The sequence below is a fragment of the Pseudomonas sp. GW821-FHT01C01 genome, assembly GCF_059422645.1.
The window spans coordinates 107475-131776 of record NZ_JBWKXF010000003.1; the positions used below are offsets into that span (position 1 = coordinate 107475).

At 59.2% G+C, this 24302-nt stretch carries 19 protein-coding genes and 3 tRNA genes (1 of these 22 only partly in view); 16 read left to right on the forward strand and 6 right to left on the reverse strand.

Going from position 1 to position 24302, the window contains the following annotated elements:
* From AC07XF_RS03120 to AC07XF_RS03170, 11 genes are all read left to right on the forward strand, one after another.
* Positions 1 to 56: transfer RNA gene (locus tag AC07XF_RS03120), tRNA-His, on the forward strand (it extends 120 nt beyond the left edge of the window).
* A 56-nt stretch (positions 57 to 112) separates the two neighbouring features.
* Positions 113 to 197, forward strand: a tRNA-Leu gene (locus tag AC07XF_RS03125).
* A 77-nt stretch (positions 198 to 274) separates the two neighbouring features.
* Positions 275 to 350: transfer RNA gene (locus tag AC07XF_RS03130), tRNA-His, on the forward strand.
* 386 nt (positions 351 to 736) lie between these two features.
* Positions 737 to 2047, forward strand: a complete 1311-nt coding sequence (gene tig / locus AC07XF_RS03135; protein WP_495025360.1) for a trigger factor — start codon at positions 737 to 739, stop codon at positions 2045 to 2047.
* A 92-nt stretch (positions 2048 to 2139) separates the two neighbouring features.
* On the forward strand, positions 2140 to 2775 hold the full coding sequence (gene clpP, locus AC07XF_RS03140; RefSeq protein ID WP_277530142.1) for an ATP-dependent Clp endopeptidase proteolytic subunit ClpP: 636 nt from the start codon (positions 2140 to 2142) through the stop codon (positions 2773 to 2775).
* Positions 2776 to 2887: 112 nt separating this feature from the next.
* Positions 2888 to 4171 (forward strand): ATP-dependent Clp protease ATP-binding subunit ClpX, encoded by a 1284-nt coding sequence (clpX, locus tag AC07XF_RS03145; RefSeq protein ID WP_007982210.1) that lies wholly within the window; start codon positions 2888 to 2890, stop codon positions 4169 to 4171.
* A gap of 238 nt (positions 4172 to 4409) precedes the next feature.
* Positions 4410 to 6806 (forward strand): endopeptidase La, encoded by a 2397-nt coding sequence (gene lon / locus AC07XF_RS03150; protein ID WP_103395411.1) that lies wholly within the window; start codon positions 4410 to 4412, stop codon positions 6804 to 6806.
* Positions 6807 to 6955: 149 nt separating this feature from the next.
* Positions 6956 to 7228 (forward strand): HU family DNA-binding protein, encoded by a 273-nt coding sequence (locus AC07XF_RS03155; RefSeq protein WP_002552737.1) that lies wholly within the window; start codon positions 6956 to 6958, stop codon positions 7226 to 7228.
* A 233-nt stretch (positions 7229 to 7461) separates the two neighbouring features.
* Positions 7462 to 9333 carry a SurA N-terminal domain-containing protein gene (locus AC07XF_RS03160; protein ID WP_495025361.1) on the forward strand — a complete coding sequence of 624 codons (1872 nt, stop codon included), beginning with the start codon at positions 7462 to 7464 and terminating at the stop codon, positions 9331 to 9333.
* A 202-nt stretch (positions 9334 to 9535) separates the two neighbouring features.
* Positions 9536 to 10363, forward strand: coding sequence for a DUF2242 domain-containing protein (locus AC07XF_RS03165; protein ID WP_495025362.1), 828 nt, complete (start codon positions 9536 to 9538; stop codon positions 10361 to 10363).
* A 55-nt stretch (positions 10364 to 10418) separates the two neighbouring features.
* The gene (locus AC07XF_RS03170) at positions 10419 to 10703 is read left to right on the forward strand and encodes a hypothetical protein (protein WP_495025363.1); all 285 of its coding nucleotides are present in this window, start codon (positions 10419 to 10421) and stop codon (positions 10701 to 10703) included.
* Positions 10704 to 10734: 31 nt separating this feature from the next.
* On the opposite strand, the gene AC07XF_RS03175 is transcribed toward AC07XF_RS03170, so the two are convergent.
* Positions 10735 to 11775, reverse strand: coding sequence for an AraC family transcriptional regulator (locus AC07XF_RS03175; RefSeq protein ID WP_495025364.1), 1041 nt, complete (start codon positions 11773 to 11775; stop codon positions 10735 to 10737).
* A 3-nt stretch (positions 11776 to 11778) separates the two neighbouring features.
* Entirely contained in the window at positions 11779 to 12909 is a 1131-nt protein-coding gene (locus AC07XF_RS03180) for a nitrilase-related carbon-nitrogen hydrolase (RefSeq protein ID WP_495025365.1), read from the reverse strand.
* A gap of 208 nt (positions 12910 to 13117) precedes the next feature.
* Between AC07XF_RS03180 and AC07XF_RS03185 the strand changes: the two genes are divergently transcribed.
* Entirely contained in the window at positions 13118 to 15157 is a 2040-nt protein-coding gene (locus tag AC07XF_RS03185; protein WP_495025366.1) for an oxidoreductase, read from the forward strand.
* Between the two features lie 204 nt (positions 15158 to 15361).
* Positions 15362 to 16288 carry a 1-aminocyclopropane-1-carboxylate deaminase/D-cysteine desulfhydrase gene (locus tag AC07XF_RS03190; protein ID WP_495025367.1) on the forward strand — a complete coding sequence of 309 codons (927 nt, stop codon included), beginning with the start codon at positions 15362 to 15364 and terminating at the stop codon, positions 16286 to 16288.
* A 122-nt stretch (positions 16289 to 16410) separates the two neighbouring features.
* Here the strand turns inward: AC07XF_RS03190 and AC07XF_RS03195 are convergent, their stop codons facing one another.
* The 3 genes from AC07XF_RS03195 to AC07XF_RS03205 form a co-directional block, all read right to left on the reverse strand.
* Positions 16411 to 16971: a cytochrome b gene (locus tag AC07XF_RS03195; protein WP_007982225.1), complete on the reverse strand. Its 561-nt coding sequence runs from the start codon at positions 16969 to 16971 to the stop codon at positions 16411 to 16413.
* 237 nt (positions 16972 to 17208) lie between these two features.
* Positions 17209 to 18036 carry a phosphonoacetaldehyde hydrolase gene (phnX, locus tag AC07XF_RS03200; RefSeq protein WP_495025368.1) on the reverse strand — a complete coding sequence of 276 codons (828 nt, stop codon included), beginning with the start codon at positions 18034 to 18036 and terminating at the stop codon, positions 17209 to 17211.
* Positions 18037 to 18186: 150 nt separating this feature from the next.
* Complete coding sequence (locus AC07XF_RS03205; protein WP_495025369.1) at positions 18187 to 19296, reverse strand: 2-aminoethylphosphonate--pyruvate transaminase; 1110 nt, start codon at positions 19294 to 19296, stop codon at positions 18187 to 18189.
* Positions 19297 to 19405: 109 nt separating this feature from the next.
* On the opposite strand from AC07XF_RS03205, the gene AC07XF_RS03210 reads away from it, so the two are divergent.
* Positions 19406 to 20269 (forward strand): LysR substrate-binding domain-containing protein, encoded by an 864-nt coding sequence (locus AC07XF_RS03210; protein ID WP_495025370.1) that lies wholly within the window; start codon positions 19406 to 19408, stop codon positions 20267 to 20269.
* Positions 20270 to 20373: 104 nt separating this feature from the next.
* Here AC07XF_RS03210 and AC07XF_RS03215 read toward each other — a convergent pair whose 3' ends face one another.
* On the reverse strand, positions 20374 to 21246 hold the full coding sequence (locus AC07XF_RS03215) for a LysR family transcriptional regulator (protein WP_495025371.1): 873 nt from the start codon (positions 21244 to 21246) through the stop codon (positions 20374 to 20376).
* Between the two features lie 268 nt (positions 21247 to 21514).
* Here AC07XF_RS03215 and AC07XF_RS03220 point away from each other — a divergent pair, with 268 nt between their 5' ends.
* Together AC07XF_RS03220 and AC07XF_RS03225 are read left to right on the forward strand one after the other, a co-directional pair.
* Positions 21515 to 22840 (forward strand): MFS transporter, encoded by a 1326-nt coding sequence (locus AC07XF_RS03220; protein WP_495025372.1) that lies wholly within the window; start codon positions 21515 to 21517, stop codon positions 22838 to 22840.
* Positions 22841 to 22910: 70 nt separating this feature from the next.
* Complete coding sequence (locus AC07XF_RS03225) at positions 22911 to 24302, forward strand: FAD-dependent oxidoreductase (protein ID WP_495025373.1); 1392 nt, start codon at positions 22911 to 22913, stop codon at positions 24300 to 24302.

Genomic DNA, 24302 nt, shown 5'->3' on the forward strand with positions numbered 1-24302 from the left:
AGAGCACGGGATTGTGACTCCCGTTGTCGTGGGTTCGATCCCCATCGTCCACCCCATATTTCGAAAGGCGCCAGATTAACAGTCTGGCGCCTTTGCTTTAACGGCTTCATCCGCGGATGTGGTGGAATTGGTAGACACACTGGATTTAGGTTCCAGCGCCGCGAGGCGTAAGAGTTCGAGTCTCTTCATCCGCACCAAATAAAGCTTCATTCAGGCTGTTGGCCTGGCTGGAGCTTGATAAAGAAGTTGTTTGGCTTCTTTAACAGGCAATATGGTGGGCGTAGCTCAGTTGGTAGAGCACGGGATTGTGACTCCCGTTGTCGTGGGTTCGATCCCCATCGTCCACCCCATATTTCGAAAGGCGCCAGATTGAAAAGTCTGGCGCCTTTTTTGTTTCGGCGGCTGCAGGTTCCGGGCCGCAGGGGCAGGGCGTTTCGTCGTATTTATGTTTCTCGATGATGCCGTCCTGTCCGCCGGCCTTGCTTGCGAGATCGGCAGCCAGGGCGATGATTGGCCGCCTCTTCTATATATAGAAGGGTTGGCGCAGAGCCTTGGCGTGATTGGTTGTATTTGCCATCGGGGCGAGGTGCATTCGTGCATTCGCGCTTATAAATTGCCTGCTGCGTTTTTACCCGTTTTCAGTAGGGTGACTTCTTGAGTTTGACCCACTAGAATGCATGCCCTTGATTCTGGGGTCGGAAACGGCCGGCTAACGTCTGTGCAACGAGGAATATCCATGCAAGTTTCTGTTGAAAATACTACTGCTCTTGAGCGCCGCATGAGCGTCACCGTGCCGGCTGAGCGCATCGAGAGCCAGGTCAACAAGCGTCTGCAGCAGACCGCCCAAAAGGCCAAGATTGCTGGCTTCCGTCCAGGCAAAGTGCCAATGAGCGAAATCAAGCGCCGTTTCGGTGCCGATGCTCGTCAGGAAGCTGTAGGCGACGTGATCCAGTCTTCTTTCTACGAAGCTGTGGTTGAGCAGAAGCTGAACCCGGCTGGTTCGCCTTCGATCGAGCCTAAATCCCTGGAAGCTGGCAAGGACCTGGAATACGTCGCTGTATTCGAAGTGTTCCCAGAGTTCACCGTTGCCGGTTTCGAAGGTATCACCGTTGAGCGCCTGAGCGCTGACGTGGCTGATGCCGATCTGGACAAAATGCTGGAAATCCTGCGCAAGCAGAACACCCGTTTCGAAGTGGCCGATCGCGCTGCCCAGAACGAAGACCAGCTGAACATCGATTTCGTCGGCAAAGTCGACGGTGAAGTGTTCGCTGGCGGTTCCGCCAAGGGTACTCAGCTGGTTCTGGGTTCCGGCCGCATGATCCCTGGTTTCGAAGATGGCCTGGTTGGTGCAAAAGCCGGTGAAGAACGCGTTCTGAACCTGACTTTCCCAGAGGACTATCAGAACCTGGACCTGGCTGGCAAAACCGCCGAGTTCACCGTGACTGTAAACACTGTTTCCGAGCCAAAGCTGCCAGAACTGACCGAAGAGTTCTTCGCTCAATTCGGCATCAAGGAAACCGGTCTGGAAGGCTTCCGCGCCGAAGTTCGCAAGAACATGGAGCGCGAGCTGCGTCAGGCGATCAAATCCAAGGTCAAGAATCAGGTCATGGACGGTCTGCTGGCCACCAACCCGATCGAAGTGCCAAAGGCTCTGCTGTCCAACGAAGTTGACCGTCTGCGCGTGCAGGCTGTTCAGCAGTTCGGCGGCAACATCAAGCCTGACCAACTGCCGGCCGAGCTGTTCGAAGAGCAAGCCAAGCGCCGCGTAGTACTGGGCCTGATCGTGGCTGAAGTGGTCAAGCAATTCGACCTGAAGCCTGACGAAACCCGCGTTCGCGAGATGATTCAGGAGATGGCTTCGGCCTACCAGGAGCCTGAGCAGGTTGTGTCCTGGTACTACAAGAACGACCAGCAACTGAACGAAGTCCGTTCGGTTGTGCTGGAAGAGCAAGTTGTGGATACTGTTCTGCAGAAAGCTAGCGTGACCGACAAATCGGTCTCTTACGAAGAAGCGGTCAAGCCGGTAGAAGCTCCACAAGCCGACTGATTGATTTTGCGTTAGAAGCACACACCATAAGCCAGCTCTCGAGCTGGCTTATGCGTATTCAAGACATAACTATTTGGGAGTGACTGCAGAGCATGTTCCGTAATTCGTATATTCAGCAGAACTCTGATATCCAGGCCGCAGGCGGCCTGGTCCCGATGGTTGTCGAGCAGTCCGCTCGTGGCGAGCGCGCATACGACATTTACTCGCGTCTGCTCAAGGAGCGAGTGATCTTTCTGGTTGGTCCGGTAGAAGACTACATGGCCAACCTGATCTGTGCGCAACTGCTGTTCCTTGAAGCGGAAAACCCGGACAAGGACATCCATCTCTACATCAACTCCCCGGGCGGTTCGGTGACGGCGGGCATGTCGATCTACGACACCATGCAGTTCATCAAGCCCAACGTGGCGACCACCTGTATCGGTCAGGCGTGCAGCATGGGCGCATTCCTGCTGACGGCCGGTGCTCCTGGCAAGCGTTACTGCCTGCCGAACTCACGTGTGATGATTCACCAGCCACTGGGCGGTTTCCAGGGCCAGGCGTCGGATATCGAAATCCATGCCAAGGAAATCCTCTTTATCCGTGAGCGTCTCAACACGCTGATGGCCAAGCACAGCGGGCGCACTCTTGAAGAAATCGAGCGCGATACCAACCGCGACAATTTCATGAGCGCGGAAGCCGCGCGTGAGTACGGGTTGATCGATGAAGTGATCACCCAGCGCCCAGCTTAAAATAAGCAGCTCAAAATAAGGTTGGTCGGCGGGTCCGATCACCAGCGGGCTTGAAAAAGCCCGCAATAGCCTTCATCTTGTGTTGCAAGCCTATCGGATTTGGATCGAACGAATGACTGACACCCGCAACGGCGAGGACAACGGCAAGCTGCTCTATTGCTCCTTCTGTGGCAAAAGCCAGCATGAAGTACGCAAATTGATTGCCGGCCCCTCGGTCTTTATCTGCGACGAGTGCGTCGACCTGTGCAATGACATCATCCGCGAGGAGGTGCAGGAAGCACAGGCCGAAAGCAGCGCGCATAAATTGCCCTCGCCTAAAGAAATCAGCGGCATCCTTGATCAGTATGTGATTGGTCAGGAGCGTGCGAAAAAGGTTCTGGCCGTAGCGGTATATAACCACTACAAGCGCCTGAATCAGCGTGACAAAAAGAATGACGACGTCGAACTCGGCAAGAGCAACATCCTGCTGATCGGCCCGACAGGCTCGGGTAAGACCCTGCTTGCCGAAACACTGGCCCGCTTGCTGAACGTTCCGTTCACCATCGCCGACGCAACCACCCTCACCGAGGCGGGTTACGTGGGTGAAGATGTCGAGAACATCATTCAGAAGCTGCTGCAGAAATGCGATTACGACGTAGAAAAAGCCCAGATGGGCATTGTCTACATCGATGAGATCGACAAGATTTCGCGCAAGTCTGACAACCCGTCGATCACCCGGGATGTTTCCGGTGAAGGCGTGCAGCAGGCCTTGCTCAAGTTGATCGAAGGCACGGTCGCTTCCGTTCCGCCTCAAGGTGGTCGCAAGCATCCGCAGCAGGAATTCCTTCAGGTCGACACCCGTAACATCCTGTTCATCTGCGGTGGTGCGTTCTCCGGTCTGGAAAAGGTTATTCAAAACCGTTCCACCAAGGGTGGCATTGGTTTCAACGCAGAAGTGCGCAGCAAGGAAGAAGGCAAGAAGGTGGGCGAGTCCCTGCGTGAGGTCGAGCCTGACGATCTGGTCAAGTTCGGTCTGATCCCGGAATTCGTCGGTCGTCTGCCGGTACTTGCCACGCTGGACGAGCTTGACGAGGCTGCGTTGATGCAGATCCTCACCGAGCCGAAAAATGCTCTGACCAAGCAATATGCCAAATTGTTCGAGATGGAAGGCGTTGATCTGGAATTCCGTTCCGACGCTCTGAAATCGGTCGCCAAGCGTGCCCTGGAACGTAAAACCGGTGCCCGTGGCCTGCGTTCGATTCTCGAAGGTGTATTGCTCGACACTATGTATGAAATCCCCTCGCAATCCGAGGTGAGCAAAGTAGTGATCGATGAAAGCGTGATAGAAGGCAAGTCCAAGCCACTGTATATCTACGAAAACAGTGAGCCGACCGCCAAGGCCGCGCCAGACGCTTAAGCGTCACGCAGCTTGAACAAAGAAGGGGCCTTCGGGCCCCTTTTCTATTTGGGGCTGACTTGTCGGATCGCCGCACCGCAGCGAAGGTGACCTGACAGCCAGCCATTTTCTCAAGCTTCTTCGGGCTGAGATCTTTTACTGCTTTTATCCGCTTGTTTTTTTCCAAACTAGCCCCCATCTTGGTTTCAAGCTTACTTCCATCTGATTACGGCCTTACGGCCGCCGTAGAGGCGAAATCATGAAGACAACCATCGAATTGCCTCTCCTGCCATTGCGTGATGTCGTAGTTTATCCGCACATGGTTATCCCGCTGTTCGTGGGGCGCGAGAAATCCATCGAAGCCCTCGAGGCCGCGATGACGGGTGACAAGCAGATTCTTCTGCTGGCCCAGAGAAACCCGGCTGACGACGATCCTGGTGAAGATGCCCTGTATCGCGTTGGTACAATTGCCACCGTTCTGCAGCTGCTGAAGCTGCCTGACGGAACGGTCAAGGTTCTGGTCGAAGGCGAGCAGCGGGGCGCCGTGGAGCGCTTCAGCGAAGTGGACGGCCACTGCCGTGCCGAAGTCTCCCTGATCGACGAAGTCGACGCGCCAGAGCGCGAGTCGGAAGTGTTCGTTCGCAGTTTGCTGTCTCAGTTCGAGCAATATGTGCAGTTGGGCAAGAAAGTCCCGGCTGAAGTCCTGTCATCGCTCAACAGCATCGACGAGCCAGGCCGCCTGGTGGACACCATGGCCGCGCACATGGCCCTGAAGATCGAACAGAAGCAGGAAATTCTCGAAATCATCGATTTGTCGGCCCGGGTCGAGCACGTTCTGGCGTTGCTGGATGCCGAGATCGATCTGCTGCAAGTCGAAAAACGCATTCGCGGCCGCGTCAAAAAGCAAATGGAGCGCAGTCAGCGCGAGTACTACCTGAATGAGCAGATGAAGGCCATTCAGAAAGAACTCGGTGACAGCGACGAAGGTCACAACGAAGTCGAAGACCTGAAAAAGCGTATCGATGCCGCCGGTCTGCCGAAAGACGCCCTGGCCAAGGCAACGGCCGAACTGAACAAGCTCAAGCAAATGTCGCCGATGTCCGCGGAAGCGACCGTGGTGCGCTCCTACATCGACTGGCTGGTTCAGGTGCCGTGGAAGGCTCAGAGCAAGGTGCGCCTGGACCTGGCACGTGCAGAAGACATTCTGGATGCCGACCACTACGGCCTGGAAGAAGTCAAAGAACGCATCCTCGAATACCTCGCCGTGCAAAAGCGCGTGAAGAAAATTCGTGGTCCGGTATTGTGCCTGGTCGGTCCTCCCGGGGTGGGTAAAACGTCCCTGGCGGAGTCGATTGCTCATGCCACCAACCGCAAGTTCGTGCGCATGGCCCTCGGCGGTGTACGTGATGAAGCGGAAATTCGTGGACATCGCCGTACTTACATCGGTTCGATGCCAGGAAGATTGATTCAAAAGATGACAAAGGTGGGTGTCCGCAACCCGCTGTTCCTGCTCGATGAAATCGACAAAATGGGCAGCGACATGCGTGGCGATCCGGCATCGGCGTTGCTGGAAGTGCTCGATCCCGAGCAGAACCACAACTTCAACGATCACTATCTGGAAGTCGATTACGACCTGTCCGATGTGATGTTCCTGTGCACCTCGAACTCGATGAACATTCCGCCGGCGCTGCTGGACCGGATGGAAGTGATCCGTCTGCCGGGCTACACCGAAGACGAGAAGATCAACATCGCCGTCAAATACCTTTCGCCGAAGCAGATCACTGCCAACGGTTTGAAAAAAGGCGAGCTGGAATTCGACGCCGAAGCGATTCGCGACATCATCCGCTACTACACCCGTGAAGCCGGTGTGCGTGGCCTTGAGCGGCAGATTGCCAAGGTTTGCCGCAAGGCCGTCAAAGAACATGCGCTGGAAAAACGCTTCTCGGTGAAGGTTACCGCAGACATGCTGGAACACTTCCTGGGCGTGCGCAAATTCCGCTACGGCCTGGCGGAGCAGCAGGATCAGATCGGCCAGGTGACCGGGCTGGCATGGACTCAGGTGGGCGGCGAACTGCTGACCATCGAAGCCGCTGTGGTGCCGGGCAAGGGCCAGTTGATCAAGACCGGTTCTCTGGGTGACGTGATGGTCGAGTCGATCACCGCTGCCTTGACCGTTGTTCGCAGCCGGGCGAAAAGCCTGGGCATTCCCCTGGACTTCCATGAGAAGCGTGACACGCACATCCACATGCCGGAAGGGGCGACTCCGAAGGACGGTCCTAGCGCCGGTGTGGGCATGTGCACGGCCCTGGTGTCGGCATTGACCGGCATTCCGGTACGCGCGGATGTCGCCATGACCGGTGAGATCACCTTGCGTGGCCAGGTGTTGGCGATTGGCGGCTTGAAAGAAAAACTGCTGGCTGCCCATCGTGGCGGAATCAAGACCGTGATCATTCCTGAAGAGAATGTGCGCGATCTCAAAGAGATTCCGGACAATATCAAGCAGGATCTACAGATTAAACCGGTTAAATGGATTGACGAGGTCCTGCAAATTGCGTTGCAATACGCGCCGGAGCCCTTGCCGGACGTGGCTCCGGAGATAGTCGCGAAGGATGAGAAACGCGACGCAGATTCTAAGGAAAGAATTAGCACGCATTAGTACGTATTTGCCTGGGGGGCTTTCTTGACAGCTTTTTAGAGCCCTTGTTATAAAGCGGCTCTTAAGTGTCTGTAGGCCATTCAGCACTCGTTTTTGCTTTCACCAAAAAAACTTAGAATCATACTCAAATAGATATAAGGGGACTTAGAGTGAACAAGTCGGAACTGATTGATGCTATCGCTGCATCCGCTGATATCCCGAAAGCTGCTGCTGGCCGTGCGCTGGACGCTGTAATCGAATCCGTCACTGGCGCTCTCAAGGCTGGCGACTCTGTTGTTCTGGTTGGTTTCGGTACTTTCTCCGTAACTGATCGTCCAGCTCGCATTGGTCGTAACCCACAGACCGGTAAGACGCTGGAAATCGCAGCAGCCAAAAAACCAGGTTTCAAAGCCGGTAAAGCACTGAAAGAAGCTGTCAACTAAGTTCGATTCAGGTTTTTACCCATCCGGGTCGGGGTCATGCCTGACTTGGCAGCGGAGCGGCAGTCCTGACTGCAGGTCGCCGGTTCAAGACACTGAGGGTCGCAAGTTCGAGCCCTCGATCCGCTCCGCCAGTTACGAGAAGGCGCATCCTCGGATGCGCCTTTCTTCTATCCGGATTCTACCCACGCTCCACGGTTGCCTAATTTTGAAGTTCAACCGTTTCTGGGGGACGCATGCTGCAGAATATCAGGGACAATTCACAAGGCTGGATTGCCAAGACTATTATCGGGGTCATCGTTGTTCTGATGGCCTTGACCGGTTTCGACGCCATTTTCAAGGCCACGTCGCACAGTAATGATGCGGCCAAGGTCAACGGTGATGAAATCAGCCAGAACGAGCTGAGCCAGGCGGTCGATATGCAACGCCGTCAGCTCATGCAACAGCTGGGCAAGGATTTCGATGCTTCCTTGCTGGATGAAAAAATGTTGCGCGAATCGGCTCTCAAGGGCCTGATCGATCGCAAACTGCTGCTGCAAGGCGCAGAAAAATCGAAATTCGCTTTTTCCGAAGCGGCACTTGATCAGGTCATCCTGCAAACACCAGAGTTTCAGGTTGACGGCAAGTTCAGCTCGGAGCGTTTCGACCAGGTGATTCGCCAACTCGGCTATAGCCGCATGCAATTCCGCCAGATGCTGGCTCAGGAAATGCTGATTGGTCAGCTGCGTGCCGGTCTGGCAGGTAGCGGTTTCGTGACCGATACGCAGGTGCTCGCGTTTGCCCGTCTGGAAAAACAGACCCGCGATTTCGCTTCGCTGAACATCAAGGCTGATCCGGCGGCTGTGAAGCTGACCGACGAAGAGGTCAAGGCCTATTACGACGAACACGCCAAGGAATTCATGACACCGGATCAGGTGATCATTGATTACCTCGAGTTGAAGAAGGCTTCCTTCTTCGATCAGGTCAGTGTCAACGACGAAGAGCTGCAAGCGGCCTATCAGAAAGAAATCGCGAACCTGTCCGAGCAACGCCGGGCTGCGCACATTCTGATTGAAGTGAACGACAAGACCACCGAGGCGCAAGCCAAGGCGAAGATCGAAGAGATCCAGGCCCGTTTGGCCAAGGGCGAGAAATTCGAGGCTCTGGCCAAGGAATTCTCCCAGGATCCGGGTTCGGCGAACAACGGCGGTGACCTGGGTTATGCCGGTCCTGGCGTCTACGATCCGGCGTTCGAAAAAGCCTTGTATTCGTTGGCCAAGGACCAGGTATCGGGGCCGGTTCGCACCGACTTCGGTTTCCACCTGATCAAGCTGTTGGGCGTGGAAGCGCCAGAAGTGCCAACGTTCGCCAGCCTGAAAGACAAGCTGACCCGTGGTCTGAAAACCCAGCAGGTCGAGCAGCGCTTCGTCGAGGCGAGCAAGCAACTGGAAGACGCCTCGTTCGAAGCGTCCGATCTGGCTCAGCCTGCACAGGACCTGAAACTGACCGTCCACACGAGCAAGCCGTTCGGCCGTGAAGGCGGTGAGGGTATTGCAGCCAACCGTGCCGTGATCACTGCAGCGTTCAGCCCGGAAGTCCTGGATGAGGGCGCGAACAGCACCGCCATCGAGCTCGATCCGGAAACCGTGGTCGTGTTGCGCGCCAAGGAACACCTGAAGCCTTCGCAACTGCCGCTGGAAAGCGTTGCTGTCAACATCCGCGAGCAATTGGCCAAGGAACACGCCAGTGCTGATGCCAAGACCAAGGCTGATGCGTTGATTGCAAGCCTGCGCGACGGCAAGACCCCGTTGGGTCAGGCGATCGACGGCCAGGCCTGGAAAGTCACCGAAGCGGCGACTCGTGCTCAGGAAGGGGTCGACCCGGCGGTGCTGCAAGCGCTGTTCCGCATGGCGAAGCCAGCGGCCAAGGACAAGCCGACCTTCACCAGCGTGACGCTGGCTGATGGCAGCCTGATGGTCGTGCGCCTCAATGGCGTGAACGAAGCAGCGGCGCCTACCGATGAAGAGAAAGCGCAGTATCGTCGCTACCTCGCTTCCCGCATCGGCCAGCAAGACTTTGCGGCTTACCGCAAGCAGCTGGAAAGCCAGGCGGACATCAAGCGTTACTGATGCCTGACCAGATTTAGTGCTGCACAGAAGACCCCGGCCGAAAGGCCGGGGTCTTTTTGTTTGCCGTACGTCATTTGCCGCGGTGACTTTTCCTTAAAACCGGGGTCAATCAGCCTGTAACTGTTTTAAGACACAATCGTTGCTCCGCTAAGCATCGATCTGTTGCACAATACGCCTCGAACCGTTTTCCTCAGGATGTTCAATGTTTAAATCATTTCCCATGCGGGTTGTCGGGCTGGCTGCCGTGCTGGCCGTTGCGGCCGGTTGTTCGTCGAACAAGGCCGCCATCTATGAGCATGAGAACTTCGACGATTCCGGAACGTTTTCCCGCAATTACCCGGTCACCGATACTCAGAGTTGCGAAGCGGCCCGCCGCGCCTTGTTGAGCCAGGGTTACATCATCACCAGCAACGATCCGAAGCTGGTCAGCGGCCACAAGAGCTTCCAGCAGACCGGCGAGAATCACATGGAGATCAGTTTCAGTGTGGTGTGTGCCGATGACGGTAGCGAAGGGCACCACGCGACCGTATTCGCCAACGCCTTGCAGGATCGTTATGCACTGAAGAAGACCAACAACTCCGCAAGTCTCGGTGTGGGTGTGTTGGGCTCGGTGTCGATGCCGATCGGCTCCTCTGATGACTCGATGGTCAAGGTCGCCAGCGAAACCGTATCGTCTGCCAAGTTCTACGAGCGTTTCTTTGCACTGGTCGAGCTGTTCCTGCCGCCGGAAGCGAAAAAGGCTGCGCACATCACCGAAAAGCCGAAAACAGACCTGGGCGTGCCTGAAGCCAAGGTAGCGCCGGCTCCACTGGCGCCTGCGCCGACAACCGCACCGACCGCAGAGCCAGCCCCGGCACCTGCTCCAGTGGCCTCTGAACCGCTTGCTCCGCCACCTGAAGCGGCACCGATTACCCCGGTTCAGAACACAGAGCCGGCACCTTCGGCAGAAGCCATCAAGCCACCGATGAACCCGACGGACATGCCGCCGCCGAGCGAGCCGATTCCGGCGATGCCTGCCTCCGGCCAGTGATTGATCGCGCGACGGGAACGGCCAACGAGTAACGATTCCGTAGCGGGCGCAAAGATTGATCCGCGTCAAACAAGGCCGCTGTTCTGCGGCCTGTAGCGAAAAAACCTGTGATAAATTCCAGATCGCCTGCTACGTTTTATTCAGTAGCGACGAAGTGTCGTGCCCGCGTCATTTTTCTTTCACCCGGGCACTTTATGCTCAAGGGGCTGGTCATTTATTCAAGCGTTTTCAATACATGTCGGAGGATTCAAGAATGGACGATTATCAAGAAGAGCTGCTCGAGTACCAGGCGTTTGAACTGGATCCGCTGGAGCCAGCAGAAGACGCTACTGAGCTTTAAAGCTTCAACTTGTCGCTTGCAGCTAGAGGCTTCAGGCTGTTTTTCTATGGCTGCGGCGGAACTCGCCGGGTGTCTGCCCGTTCCAGCGTTTGAAAGCGCGTTGAAACGCCTCGGCTGAGGCAAATCCCAGCAGGTAGGCGATTTCTCCGAATGCCAGTTCGGTGTCGCGTATGTAAGTCATGGCGAGGTCGCGCCGAGTATCGTTGAGAATGGCGCGAAACTGCGTGCCTTCCTCGGCGAGTTTGCGGCGCAAGGTCCAGGTTGGCAGCTTCAAGCGTGCCGCCACTTCTTCCAGGTCGGGTTCCCGACCTCCATTGAGCAACGGTCCCAGCAGCGCGATGATGCGTTCACGCAGGCTGCGGGTACGTGTCAATTGCTCCAGTTCCCGCTCACACAGTTGCAGCAAGTGCCGCCAGGTACTCGGGCAATGCTCGGGGTTGCGCTGTGCGAGGCTGGAAAGGCTCAAGCGCAGTTGATTGTGCTCGCTGCCAAACACTATCGGGCAGTCACCCAGGACGTCGTAGGCGGCGCGGTAGTCGGGCTGCTCGAACTCGATTTCAATGCGCTCGGCGCGTAGCGGGGCAGGGCTGACACTGGAGAGCTGGTGCAACCAGCCTGCGATGATCGAATCCACCACGAAACGGTTGTAGGCGTTGTACGGGCTGATGGAATAAAAGCGCAGCCAGGCGCCCTGGGCATCTTCATGAAAGCTCGATTGACCGCGATAGTTCGAGCCGTACAGGGCTTCGAAACGTATCAGGCAGCGGGCGGCTTCACGTACCGTCGGCGCCTGGGCGGCGGTGATTCCGGCCAGGCCGGCCTGGCTCAAGCGGCTGAACTGAGCCATGCTCAAGCCGAGCGCCGGGTTGTCGGTCAGCTGAATGGCGCTGTGGCCCAGGCGCATGTAGCGCGGGATCGACAGCCGCGCACCGGCTTCGCTCAGGCGAGCTGTATCGAGGCCGTATTGTTCGAGCAGTGGCTGTGGGTCCGCGCCATGGCTGCGCACGGCGTCGGCCAGGCTGTGAACAAAGCCTACAGACAAATCGCCAAGACGCATCGGCAGCGGTTTCATGGGTTACAACCACAGGTTCAGCAAGCGCGCCCCATGGGCGTCGCCGTCGGCGAATTGCCGCCCGTTGCTGCTGAGAAAACTCTGACCGGCGCTGCCCTGATCCCAGAACTGGCCCCGCAGGAACACGCTCATGCCGGCAACGGCCTGACTGGCCGGTGCCTGGGTGGTGAGGGTCAGGCGTTGCCAGGCCTGGCCTTCACTGATCTCGCCGGATTTGAGTTTCACTGAAGCAGGTGTCGATGTCCCCCGATAACCGCGCCACGGCTGGTCCCACGCACCCCGGCCGGCCACGAATGCGGGGACGGCGATCAGTTGCACGCTTTGGTCGTCGAGCCGGCGGTAGTTTTCCGGGTACCAGCTGTCGCGGCCGATCAGTATGCCCAGGCGTCCGGCCGGTGTGTCGACGACATTGAGCGAATGCTCGCCGTTGGCCTTGATCGCATCCTGTTCAGCGAAGACCGGATGCATCTGGCGCTGGGGCTGACCGATTGGCAGCCCCTCGCTGCTGAACACGACGCTGCTGTTGTACAGCGCTCCGCGGCCGATTTTCAGGGTGCCGTCGATGATGCTGGGCTCGGGCAATACGATGGAGCCGGCCACCAGGGTTACGTGGAATTCTTTTGCCAACCCGCCGAACAGTGCCTGATAGTTCTTGGCCATCGCCTTGGCCTTCATACGCAGGTGGGCATCGTCCAGGCGGTTGCCGCCCTCGGCGCTGATCAGGGCACGGACAAACTTCAAGGGGTTGCTCACCGCCAGCCAGTTCATGGCCTCCTTGAGGGTGGTGGCCTGGTACAGCTCGTCTTTCTCGCCGCTGACCATCAGCCAGGTGCCGACATGTTCCGGCAACACGACGATGGTTTTGCCATTCAACAAGCCCTGGTCCTGGGCCTTCTGCAAGTAAGCCGCAAGTTTACGGTGCAGGCGCTCGGGGCTTTGGTAATCGGTGGGAAACAGCTCGGGCTGGATGCCCAGCAGGTTGCCGCGATCGGCAGGCGTGCCCTGATCGACGGCGAGATTGATCCGCAGATCCGAAAGGTAATGGCCCACCGGACGGTCCGCGGCCCACATCGCGTAAGTCGTGAGGGCGGCAATCATCGCCATGGAGAGCGTCAGGTACAAAAGTTTGCGCATGGGGGAACAGTCAACGGCCGCGTGCAGGGTTCGTCGACTAGGGTATGACCCATGTCGTCGCTTGCCAAGTGGTGCTGCTCATTTCGATCAATAAGTTGTCAGTTACGGTCATTGAGCGACAGCGATGCGACTCTTAGTCTGTCGAGCATGACTGACGGGGCCGTAGAGCTCCTGCATTTTTCCGTGATCGCTCGATGTGGAGTTTCCGATGACCGCCGCTCAATACCCGCACCTGTTGGCTCCGCTGGACCTGGGTTTCACCACGCTGCGCAACCGCACCCTGATGGGGTCGATGCACACCGGTCTTGAAGAGAAGCCGGGTGGCTTCGAGCGTATGGCAGCGTACTTTGCCGAGCGTGCCCGTGGCGGTGTCGGCCTGATGGTCACCGGCGGCATCGGCCCGAACGACGAAGGTGGCGTGTATTCCGGTGCGGCCAAGCTGACTAGCGAAGAGGAAGCACTGAAACACCGCATCGTTACCCGTGCCGTGCATGACGCAGGCGGCAAGATCTGCATGCAGATCCTCCACGCCGGTCGCTATGCCTACAGCCCGAAACAGGTCGCGCCCAGTGCAATCCAGGCGCCGATCAACCCGTTCAAGCCTAAGGAACTGGACGAGGAAGGCATCGAGAAGCAGATCAGCGATTTCGTCACGTGTTCAGTGCTGGCACAAACCGCCGAGTACGACGGTGTGGAAATCATGGGTTCGGAAGGCTACTTCATTAACCAGTTCCTCGCGGCCCACACCAACCATCGTACCGACCGCTGGGGCGGCAGCTACGAAAACCGCATGCGCCTGCCGGTGGAAATCGTTCGTCGCGTGCGTGAAGCGGTGGGCCCGAACTTCATCATCATCTTCCGCCTGTCGATGCTCGACCTGGTCGAAGGTGGCAGCACCTGGGAAGAGATCGTTCAATTGGCCAAGGCCATCGAGCAGGCCGGTGCGACCATCATCAACACCGGTATCGGCTGGCACGAAGCGCGGATTCCGACCATCGCCACCAAAGTGCCACGTGCGGCCTTCAGCAAGGTCACGGCCAAGCTGCGGGGCTCGGTCAATATTCCGCTGATCACCACCAACCGCATCAACACGCCGGAAGTCGCCGAGCAGATTCTCGCCGAGGGTGATGCCGACATGGTGTCCATGGCGCGGCCGTTCCTCGCCGACCCGGATTTCGTCAACAAGGCCGCTGCGGGTCGCGCCGATGAAATCAACACCTGCATCGGTTGCAACCAGGCCTGCCTCGATCACACCTTCGGCGGCAAGCTGACCAGTTGCCTGGTCAACCCGCGTGCCTGCCACGAAACCGAACTCAATTACCTGCCCGTGCAGCAACTGAAGAAAATCGCCGTGGTCGGTGCCGGCCCTGCCGGTTTGTCCGCCGCGACCGTGGCCGCCGAGCGTGGCCATCAGGTGACACTGTTCGATTCGGCCAGCGAGATCGGCGGTCAGTTCAACATCGCCAAGCGCGTTCCGGGCAAGGAAGAGTTCTACGAAACCATTCGCTACTTCAACCGCAAGTTGCAGACCACCAACGTCGAGGTGTGCCTGAACACCCGAGTGAATGTGGCAGAACTGGTCGAAGGTGGTTACGACGAGATCATTCTGGCCACCGGCATTGCGCCGCGCGTGCCGGCCATTCCAGGGGTGGAAAACGCCAAGGTGCTGAGTTACCTGGATGTGATTCTGGAGCGTAAACCGGTCGGCAAGCGCGTCGCGGTGATTGGTGCCGGTGGTATCGGTTTTGACGTCTCCGAGTTCCTTGTCCACGAAGGCGTCGCCACCAGTCAGGATCGCGCCGCGTTCTGGAAGGAGTGGGGCATCGATACGCACCTTGAAGCACGCGGCGGTGTCGCTGGTATCAAGGCGGCGCCCCATGCCCCGGCCCGCGACGTGTTCCTGCTGCAACGCAAGAAATCCAAGGTCGGTGACGGGCTCGGTAAAACCACCGGCTGGATTCATCGCACCGGTCTGAAGAACAAGCAGGTGCAAATGCTCAACAGTGTTGAATACCTGAAGATCGACGACGAAGGCCTGCACATCCGCATCGGCGAAACCGGCGAGCCGCAGGTGCTGCCGGTGGACAACATCGTGATTTGCGCCGGGCAGGATCCGCTGCGCGAGTTGCATGACGGTCTGGTGGCAGCGGGGCAGAGCGTGCACCTGATCGGCGGCGCGGACGTCGCGGCGGAGCTGGATGCCAAGCGGGCGATCAACCAGGGTTCGCGGTTGGCGGCGGAGTTGTAATTCGCATCGTTTGGGCTCACACCACTACCTGTGGCGAGGGAGCTTGCTCCCGCTGGGCTGCGAAGCGGCCCTGAATCTGAAGGCTCGGTACATCAAAATTATCGAGTGCTCTGGATTTGCGACTGCTGCGCAGTCGAGCGGGAGCAAGCTCCCTCGCCACAGTCAGCTGTTAAGATGCCGGCTCTTCACCCAGAGCCGGCATTGATGCTTCTCCCTCCAGAAACCTGGCTAGCCCAGGCTCCCCTCGAACCGCTCCACCTCGACTGGCTCACAGATGCCGGCATCGAAGTGGCGATCCTGCGTCTGGACCAGATCGACCCGCTGATCAGCGGCAACAAATGGTTCAAGCTCATCGAACACCTGAAGACCGCCGAACGCGTCGGTGCCGAAGGCATCATCAGTCTCGGTGGGGCGCATTCCAATCACCTTCATGCGTTGGCGGCGGCGGGCCAGCGTTTCGGCTTTTCCACTGTCGGCCTGTTACGCGGGCATCCTCAGGACACGCCGACGGTGAGGGATTTGCAGGCATTCGGCATGCAGTTGCACTGGCTGGGTTACGGCGGCTATCGGGCGCGACACGAGGCCGGTTTTTGGCAGCCCTGGCAAACGCAGTATCCGACGTTGCATCCGGTGCCTGAAGGTGGAGGTGGATTGCCCGGCGCACGAGGATGCATGCAGTTGCGGGCGCAGGTTGGTGCGCAACTGGCTGGATTGGGCTGGAGCGATTACGACGGTTGGTGGCTGGCCTGCGGAACCGGCACGACCCTCGCGGGGCTGGTGCTGGCCGAAGCGGGTGATCATCCGGTTTACGGTGCATTGGCGGTGCCTGACGATCATGGTGTGGCGCAGCAGGTTGAGATGATCGTGAGGCAAGCGGGTGTGCCAGATCCTGTGTATGAATTGTTTGAGGCCAGTCGCGGCGGCTTTGCCAAGGTCGATCCGCTGCTGCTCGATTTCATCGAAAAGACCGAACAGGCCAGTGGCATCCCCCTGGAACCGCTGTATACCGGCAAAGCGCTGTTGGCACTCAAGCAGCAAGTCGAGGCGGGCCGATTCGCCCAAGGTACGCGACTGATCTTCATCCACACCGGCGGCTTGCAGGGGCGGCGGGGATTGAATTCAAAAAACTGAGCGGCGCTGCGATCCAGTGTGGGAGCGGGCTTGCTCGCGAAGGCGGAGTATCAGTCGATATTGTATTGCCTGACACACTGCCTTCGCGAGCAAGCCCGCTCCCACATTGGAATTCATTGGTTTCAGGAGTCGCGGTTCACCCGCTTGGGCATCATCCGCAGCAAGGTGTTATCGCCCACCACATAATGGTGATAAAGCGCGGCCGCGGCATGCAGGCCGATCAGCCAATAGCCGATAGTGCCGCCGAGCTCGTGCCAGTCCTGGAGTTGTTTGGCCAGGTCCTTGTTTTCCGCGATCGGCATCGGCAGGTCGACACCGTAGAACATCACCTGATTGCCTTTGGCGCTGGTGACCAGCCATCCGAGAATCGGCGTGACGATCATGAAAATGTACAGCGCCCAGTGCATCAGCCTGGCCAGCGTCGTTTGCCAGTGCGGCGAGGCCGGGAAGACCTCCGGCGCCGGGCCGAGACTGCGTGCGAACAATCGCAGCCAGACCAGAACGAATACGGTCAGGCCGAGCATGAAGTGTGATTCGACGATCAGCGTGCGCCCGCCACTGCCCTTGGGAAAGAACCCGCGAAACTCGATACAGGCGTAAACCAGCACCAGCAGGACCAGCATCAACCAATGCAGCGCGATCGATACGGTGCTGTAGCGCGAGGCGGAATTTTTCCACGGCATACGGTGTTCCTCAGAGGTCCGGTTTAAAGCCACCGTTCTTGTGCGACGGTGTGCTTTAACTGTAATCCTGTTTCACCGGGATTGCCTGAGACGATTGGTCGCTGGATGCTTTGGTTCATGTCTTGGACAGAAAAACCTGTAGGAGCGAGCTTGCTCGCGATGGAGTGTCAGATACGTTGATGTCGACTGACACACCATCGCGAGCAAGCTCGCTCCTACAGGGGGGAGTTGCGTTTTTTAGCTCGATTGCGGCATTTCGCCGTTGGCCAGACGCTTGTTGATGTCGGCGATCACTTCCGGCAGATCGGTGATGGTGTCGATCATGTAGTGCGGGCGCGAACCTTCGAACATGGCGTGGATGCGCTTGCGTTCGCTGTCCAGTTGGTCGCTGCCCAGCGCGCGATAACCTTCGTAGTCCAGGCCCAGGGCGTTGCCCGAGCAGATCAGCGCCACGGTCCACATACCGGCACGGCGACCTTCGAGAATGCCCGGCACGGTGTCATCGATCTTCACGCACGCGGCGACATCGTCGATACCCAGGGCGATGACATTGGCCAGCGCCTGAGCGGGCCATGGGCGGCCATTCGGCACTTCGTCGGTGGCGACCACGTGATCGGCCACGTAACCGTTGGTGGCGGCCAGCTCGACCACTTTGTCCATGACCTGTTTCGGATAGCCGGAGCAGGAGCCGATCTTGATCCCTTGCTGGCGCAGGTTAGCGATGGTCTCCAGCGCCCCTGGAATCAGTGCCGAGTGCTCGGCGATTTTTTCGATTTGCAGCGGCATGAAGCGCTGGTAGATCGCGGTGACGTCATCGTCGGTCGGCGTGCGACCGAATACCGCGCGATAACGTTCGGCGACTTGTGGTTGATCGCACAGGGTGCGGATGTGGTCCCACTTGCCCATGCCCATCGGGCCACGGGCTTCTTCGATGGACACCTGGACATCGAACTCGGCGAAGGCTTCGACGAAAATCTGCGTCGGGGCGAAGGAGCCGAAGTCGACCACAGTGCCGGCCCAGTCGAGGATGGCGGCTTGCAGTTTGGTTGGGTTGGTGTAGTTCATGGTGATCAAATTCCTTGGAAACTGGCGGATGAGGAGCAGCTTTGGGTGGGAGCGGGCTTGCTCGCGAAAGCGGTGTGTCAGCCGACATCTATGTTGAATGTCAGTCCGTCTTCGCGAGCAAGCCCGCTCCTACAGGGAATACGGTGTGTTTTAGATATCGAGGACTTCCATCTCGCGCAGTACTTCAGCGATCGCCGCTACGGCTTCGCGTATTTCGGCTGGCTGGACATGGCCGATGCAGCCGACGCGGAAGGTTTCGACCTGGGTCAGTTTGCCGGGGTAGAGGATGTAACCCTTGGCCTTGACCCGCTCGTAGAACTCCTTGAACTGGTAGCGCGGATCTTTCGGGGCATGGAAGGTGGCGATGATTGGCGCCTGAATAGCCGCCGGCAGGAAGCTGCGCAGCCCCAGTTTGCCCATCTCTTCCATCAATGCCTGGCAGTTGGCGGCGTAGCGTTGGTGCCGGGCCGGCAAGCCGCCTTCTTCGTTGTATTGCAGCAGGGCCTCGTGCAGCGCCGCGACCACATGGGTCGGCGGGGTGAAGCGCCACTGGCCGGTCTTGGCCATGTAGGCGTGCTGGTCCTGCAAGTCCATCGCCAGCGAATGCGAGTTGCCGGCGGCGCTGGCCAGGGACTCTTTGCGGGCGAATACGAAACCCATGCCCGGTACGCCTTCCAGGCATTTGCCCGAGGCGGCGATCAGCGCGTCGAACGGCACTTGTTGTGCGTCCACTGGCAGGGCACCGAAGGAACTCATGGCGTCGATGATCAGGCGCTTGCCGTGTTCTGCGACGACCTGGGCGATCTCCGGCAGCGGATTGAGGATGCCGGTGCTGGTTTCGCAGTGAATCAGGGCGACGTGGGTGATGCCGTTATCGGCGCGCAGCAGGCGGTCGACGTCGGCGGCGGTGGTCGGTTCGTCTTCGGCGGTTTCGAAGGTGCTGAAGGCGCGGCCCAGCACGTCGCAGATTTTCGCCAGGCGTTTGCCATAGGCGCCGTTGATCAGTACCAGAACCTTGCCATCCCGAGGCACCAGCGTGCCGATCGCCGCCTCGACCGCGAAGGTGCCGCTGCCTTGCAGGGGCACGCAGTGGTGGGTGGCGACGCCGTTGATGATCGCCAGCAGTTGTTCGCAGAGGCTGGCGGTCAGTTGGTTGAAGCGGTCATCCCATGAACCCCAGTCGATCATCATCGCCTGACGGGTGCGGGCCGACGTGGTCAACGGGCCGGGGGTGAGCAGGATGGGTTCGGCAGTACTCATTCTCGTGTCCTCGCAATCGATGGGATGAAGCGTTGGTGCCTAAATTGCAATTTGCCGTGTTATCAATCAAATTGTTTGTTGTTATGCCAGCCATCAGTGAGGGTTATTCATGAACCTGTTTCAGCTCCGCGCCTTCGATGCCGTGGCCCGGGAGGGCAGCTTTACCAGGGCAGCGGCGCGGCTGTTCATCAGCCAGCCGGCGGTCACCGGGCACATCAAGGCCCTGGAGGAGCACTACCAGATCACTTTGTTGCGTCGCACCGCCCGTCGAGTGGAGCTGACGGAGGAGGGCACCAAACTGGCGGCCATCACCCGGGCGATGTTCGGCCTGGCCGAAGAGGCGCAGGTGATGCTCGAAGCCAACCGGCAGTTGCTGACCGGGCGTCTGGAGGTGGCAGCGGACGGTCCGCACATGGTCATGCCGATGCTCGCCAGCCTGCGGGCGCGCTATCCGGGAATCACGGTGAACCTGCGCCTGGGCAACGCCCAGGAAACCCTGGCGGCGCTGCTGTCCGAACATGCCGATGTGGCGGTCCTGACCGAAGTCGAGCCGCGCAAGGGCTTGCATTTGCAGGCGCTGAACGAATCACGGATTTGCGCACTGGTGCCCGACGGTCATCCCTGGGCGCAGAAGTCCAAAGGCGTGCAGCTCAAGGAGCTGGATCAGGTGATCATGGTGCTGCGCGAACCGAGTTCGATTACCCGGCGCACCTTCGATGAGGCTTGCGTCCAGGCCAGGGTCAATCCGCGGGTGCTGCTGGAACTGGATAGCCGCGAAGCGGTGACCGAGGCGGTGGCCGCCGAGTTGGGGGTTGGGGTGGTGTCGTCGGTGGAGGTCAGCCACGACCCGCGGGTGGCGGCGGTGCCGATCATTGGCGAGGGGTTGGTGAATCGGCACATGATCGGGTGCATGGAGCGGCGGCGGGATTTGCGGTTGATTCAGGCGTTTTTTGGGTTGGCGTCAGTCAGGTAGACCGAGTCGCCTGCATTCGCGAGCAAGCCCGCTCCCACATTTGATTTGTGTCGTTCATAGATCACCTGTGGGAGCGGGCTTGCTCGCGAAGAGGCCAGACCTGCCTACGCAAGACTCTCGCGCACCATCTCAAGAAAGGTCGCCACCAGCCGCCGCGAACTCTGCTCGCGCAAGCACACCAGCGTCTCGGTCAATCGCCGCTTGCAGTCGGTAATCGGTAACGCGCACACCCTGGAATCCGCACCGAACTCGGCGGCGGACACCACGCCAACCCCAATTCCCACCACCACCGCCTCACGCGCCGCTTCCCGGCCTTCGACTTCAATCGCCGGACGAATTCGAAACCCGGCGCCGGTCATTTCTTCCTCCAGGGTCTGGCGCGTCACCGAACCGATTTCCCGCAACACCAGTGGCGTGTCGTCGAGGTCCGCGAGGGTAATGGATTCGCGGTCGGCCCACGGATGATTGCGCGACACGAACGCTACCATCGGGTCGTTACGCAGGGGCAGGGAGATCAGCCGTTCATCGCTGACGTCACGGCCCAGCAATGCCAGGTCGGCCTGATAGTTGAACAGTCGAAACAGCGACTCATCGGTGTTGCCGGTTTCGATCTTCACACTGATGCCAGGGTAGCGTTCGCAGAATCGGGCAATCTGTGGCAGCACATGCACCGGCGCATCTACCGCCAGAATCAGGCTGCCGGTCTGCAAGGCCTGGGAGTCCTGCAGCAGTTCCTGGGCTTCCGCCTCAATCACAAAAAGCCGCTGGGTAACGCTCAGCAGGCGCTCGCCCAGATCGGTCAGGCGCACCGAGCGCTTGTTGCGGTGAAACAGCAAAACCCCGTAGCGCTCTTCGAGTTTGCGCACCTGGTCGGAAATCGCCGGTTGCGTCAGAAAAAGCCGCTCGGCGGCTTTGGTAAAGCTTCCATGGACCGCCACGGCGTGGAACGCTTTGAGCTGGGCGTGGGAAACCGACATGGGAATCTCCAGTAACAAGCTGAGCTTATTTTTGAAATACGATAAATCGATTTCACTTATTAATCAGTAATTGTTTTTATCCACCTCAGCCCCGCTGACTGGTCAATCGAACAGCAGCGGGTGCCATGAGCCTGTGCGTGCAACTACAGGACTCATCTGACCGGAATCGCCCACAGGGACAAGGTGATTTCGCAGTGCTCAACAATAAAAACACAGGCGTTTTCTTCCAATTCTGCCGGCACACTCACACCCTGAGGTCAGAACCACAATGAACAAGCACATCGGCACCATCAAGCGTTGGCGCGTGCAGATCTTCGCGATCACCTGGCTCGCCTACGCCGCTTTCTACTTCACCCGCAAAGCGTTCTCGGTGGCCAAGCTCGGCATCGCCGAAGACCCGACCTTCATGCTCGACAAAATGGCCATGGCCAACCTCGACGCCATCTACCTGACGGCTTACGCCGTTGGTCAATTCACCTGGGGCATCCTGGCCGACCGCTTCGGGCCGCGGGTGGTGGTGCTCGGCGGGTTGCTGATTTCCGCTGGCGCGGCGCTGGTGATGGGCAACTTCGCAACGTTACCGATTTTCGCTACCTGCATGCTGATACAAGGCCTGGCGCAGTCCACCGGTTGGTCGGGGCTGTGCAAGAACCTCGGCAGTTTCTTTCCCTCCGAGCAGCGCGGGAGGGTATTAGGCCTGTGGAGTTCCTGCTACGCCTTTGGCGGTCTCGTGGCGTCGCCGTTTGCCGGTTGGTGGGCGTATACGCTCATCGGTACCTGGCATGCGGCGTTTGTTTCCAGTGCGGCGGTGGTTGGGCTGGTCGCCGTGCTGTTTTTTATTTTTCAACGCAACAAACCTGAAGACGTGGGCCTGCCGGCCGTGGAGCCGGAGCCTGAACTGACGGCTGAAGAAACCCTTGCCCAAAGCAAAATCAGCATCTGGGAGCCGCTGAAGGAAATCCTGCGCAACCGCACGGTGCTGGTGCTGGGGTTGGCGTATTTCATGCTGAAACCGGCGCGTTACGCGATTCTGCTGTGGGGGCCGGTGATCGTCTTCGAACAGATGCCTTCAGTGGGCAAGGTCGGTGCGGCGATCATTCCGACCTCGTTCGAGCTGGCCGGGTTGCTCGGGCCGATCATGATCGGCCTGGCCTCGGACAAACTGTTCGGTGCCCGGCGCATGCCCGCTTGCGTCATCAGCCTGTTGGCGCTGACCGTGTCTTTGGCGCTGTTCATGGGCGCCTTGCACACCGGCAGCGTGCTGCTGGTGGTGGCGCTGTTGTTCGTCATGGGCCTGACCCTTTATGGACCTGACTCGATGATCAGCGGCGCAGCGGCGATCGATTTCGGCACGGCCAAGGCCGGTGCGACGGCGGCCGGTTTCGTGAATGGCTGCGGCTCGGTCGGGGCGATTCTCGGCGGGCTGCTGCCGGGCTACTTCGACACCGTTACCGTGTTCATCGTCTTCGCCGGCTGCGCAATGTTCTCCGCGCTGGTGCTGGTCCCGCACTGGAACAGCCGCCCCGGCGGCCTGGGTACCCACTTCGCCTACGTACCCAATCAAGCGATGACCGTCAAACCCCTGCGTACCTGAATCCTGTCCCTCGCGGCCTGCTGCGTCTGCGGCAGGCCGGCGTGTGGGCCACTGACTGGAGATTTTCCCCATGAGACCCTTTTGGCTGGACCAGGCCTTGAAGGCTGATGCATCCGAAACCTGTCCGCCACTGGAAGGCGACAGCCGCGCCGACGTGTGCATCGTCGGCGGCGGTTACACCGGGTTATGGACCGCGATCATGCTCAAGGAACAGAACCCCGAACTGGACGTGTTGCTGATCGAAGCGGATATCTGCGGTGCCGGGGCCAGTGGACGCAATGGCGGTTGTGCGTTGTCGTGGTCGGCCAAGTATTTCACCCTTGAGCGTTTGTTCGGCGTCGAGGAGGCCGTGCGCCTGGTCAAGGAGTCCGAGCGCAGCATCCACGCCATCGGCGCCTTCTGCGAACAATACGCGGTGGAGGCCGATTACCGCCTCGACGGAACGCTCTACACCGCCACCAACCGCGCACAATGCGGCTCGACCGATGCGGTCATCGCCGCGCTGGAGCGCAACGGCATCAACTCGTTCACCCAGCGGCCGGTGGCCGATGTGCAGCGCATGGCCGGTTCCAGTAAACACCTGGAAGGCTGGTTTTCCCCGGCCGCGGCCAGTGTGCAACCGGGCAAACTGGTGCGCGGTCTGCGTCGGGTCGCCCTGCAATTGGGCGTGAGGATTCACGAAAATACCGCGATGACCGGGCTGGAAGAGGGCAGGCCGGCGGGCATTCAAACCCGCAACGGCACGATTCGCGCCGACCGCGTGGTGCTGGCGATGAACGCCTGGATGGCCCGGGCGTTCCCGCAGTTCGAACGCAGCGTGGCGATCGTTTCCAGCGACATGCTGATCACCGAGCCACGGCCGGATTTGCTCGATGAAATCGGCTTGACCAGCGGTGTCACGGTGCTCGATTCGCGGATTTTCGTGCACTACTACCACAACACCCCGGACGGTCGGATCATGCTTGGCAAGGGCGGCAATACCTTCGCTTATGGCGGACGCATGCTGCCGGTGTTCGATCAGCCTTCGCCTTACGCCGGTTTGTTGCAGAACAGCCTGGCAGATTTCTTCCCGGCGTTTGCCGGGGTCGAGGTCGAAGCGACCTGGAATGGGCCGTCGGATCGTTCGGTGACCGGGCTGCCGTTTTTCGGGCAGATGAGCGCCAGTGGCAATGTGTTCTACGGTTTCGGCTACTCCGGCAGCGGTGTCGGGCCATGCCATATGGGCGGGCAGATTCTGGCGTCGATGGTCCAGGGCCTGGACAACCCCTGGACCCGCTCGCCGCTGGTCAACGGGCCGCTGGGGTTTTTCCCGCCGGAGCCGATTCGCTACATCGGCTCGCTGATGGTGCGCAACGCCATCCGCCGCAAGGAGCGCGCGGAGGATCACGGGCGTCGGCCACGGCATCTGGACGTGCGTCTGGCGAAGTTCGCCGCTGCGGCCGGCAAGGCCGACAAGGGTTGA

Excerpts from the sequence above, each read along its gene's own strand:
- tig (WP_495025360.1), top strand. The coding sequence starts at position 737 with ATGCAAGTTTCTGTTGAAAATACTACTGCTCTTGAGCGCCGCATGAGC.
- clpP (WP_277530142.1), top strand. The coding sequence starts at position 2,140 with ATGTTCCGTAATTCGTATATTCAGCAGAACTCTGATATCCAGGCCGCA.
- clpX (WP_007982210.1), top strand. The coding sequence starts at position 2,888 with ATGACTGACACCCGCAACGGCGAGGACAACGGCAAGCTGCTCTATTGC.
- lon (WP_103395411.1), top strand. The coding sequence starts at position 4,410 with ATGAAGACAACCATCGAATTGCCTCTCCTGCCATTGCGTGATGTCGTA.
- AC07XF_RS03160 (WP_495025361.1), top strand. The coding sequence starts at position 7,462 with ATGCTGCAGAATATCAGGGACAATTCACAAGGCTGGATTGCCAAGACT.
- AC07XF_RS03165 (WP_495025362.1), top strand. The coding sequence starts at position 9,536 with ATGTTTAAATCATTTCCCATGCGGGTTGTCGGGCTGGCTGCCGTGCTG.
- AC07XF_RS03175 (WP_495025364.1), bottom strand. The coding sequence starts at position 11,775 with ATGAAACCGCTGCCGATGCGTCTTGGCGATTTGTCTGTAGGCTTTGTT.
- AC07XF_RS03180 (WP_495025365.1), bottom strand. The coding sequence starts at position 12,909 with ATGCGCAAACTTTTGTACCTGACGCTCTCCATGGCGATGATTGCCGCC.
- AC07XF_RS03185 (WP_495025366.1), top strand. The coding sequence starts at position 13,118 with ATGACCGCCGCTCAATACCCGCACCTGTTGGCTCCGCTGGACCTGGGT.
- AC07XF_RS03190 (WP_495025367.1), top strand. The coding sequence starts at position 15,362 with ATGCTTCTCCCTCCAGAAACCTGGCTAGCCCAGGCTCCCCTCGAACCG.
- AC07XF_RS03195 (WP_007982225.1), bottom strand. The coding sequence starts at position 16,971 with ATGCCGTGGAAAAATTCCGCCTCGCGCTACAGCACCGTATCGATCGCG.
- phnX (WP_495025368.1), bottom strand. The coding sequence starts at position 18,036 with ATGAACTACACCAACCCAACCAAACTGCAAGCCGCCATCCTCGACTGG.
- AC07XF_RS03205 (WP_495025369.1), bottom strand. The coding sequence starts at position 19,296 with ATGAGTACTGCCGAACCCATCCTGCTCACCCCCGGCCCGTTGACCACG.
- AC07XF_RS03210 (WP_495025370.1), top strand. The coding sequence starts at position 19,406 with ATGAACCTGTTTCAGCTCCGCGCCTTCGATGCCGTGGCCCGGGAGGGC.
- AC07XF_RS03215 (WP_495025371.1), bottom strand. The coding sequence starts at position 21,246 with ATGTCGGTTTCCCACGCCCAGCTCAAAGCGTTCCACGCCGTGGCGGTC.
- AC07XF_RS03220 (WP_495025372.1), top strand. The coding sequence starts at position 21,515 with ATGAACAAGCACATCGGCACCATCAAGCGTTGGCGCGTGCAGATCTTC.
- AC07XF_RS03225 (WP_495025373.1), top strand. The coding sequence starts at position 22,911 with ATGAGACCCTTTTGGCTGGACCAGGCCTTGAAGGCTGATGCATCCGAA.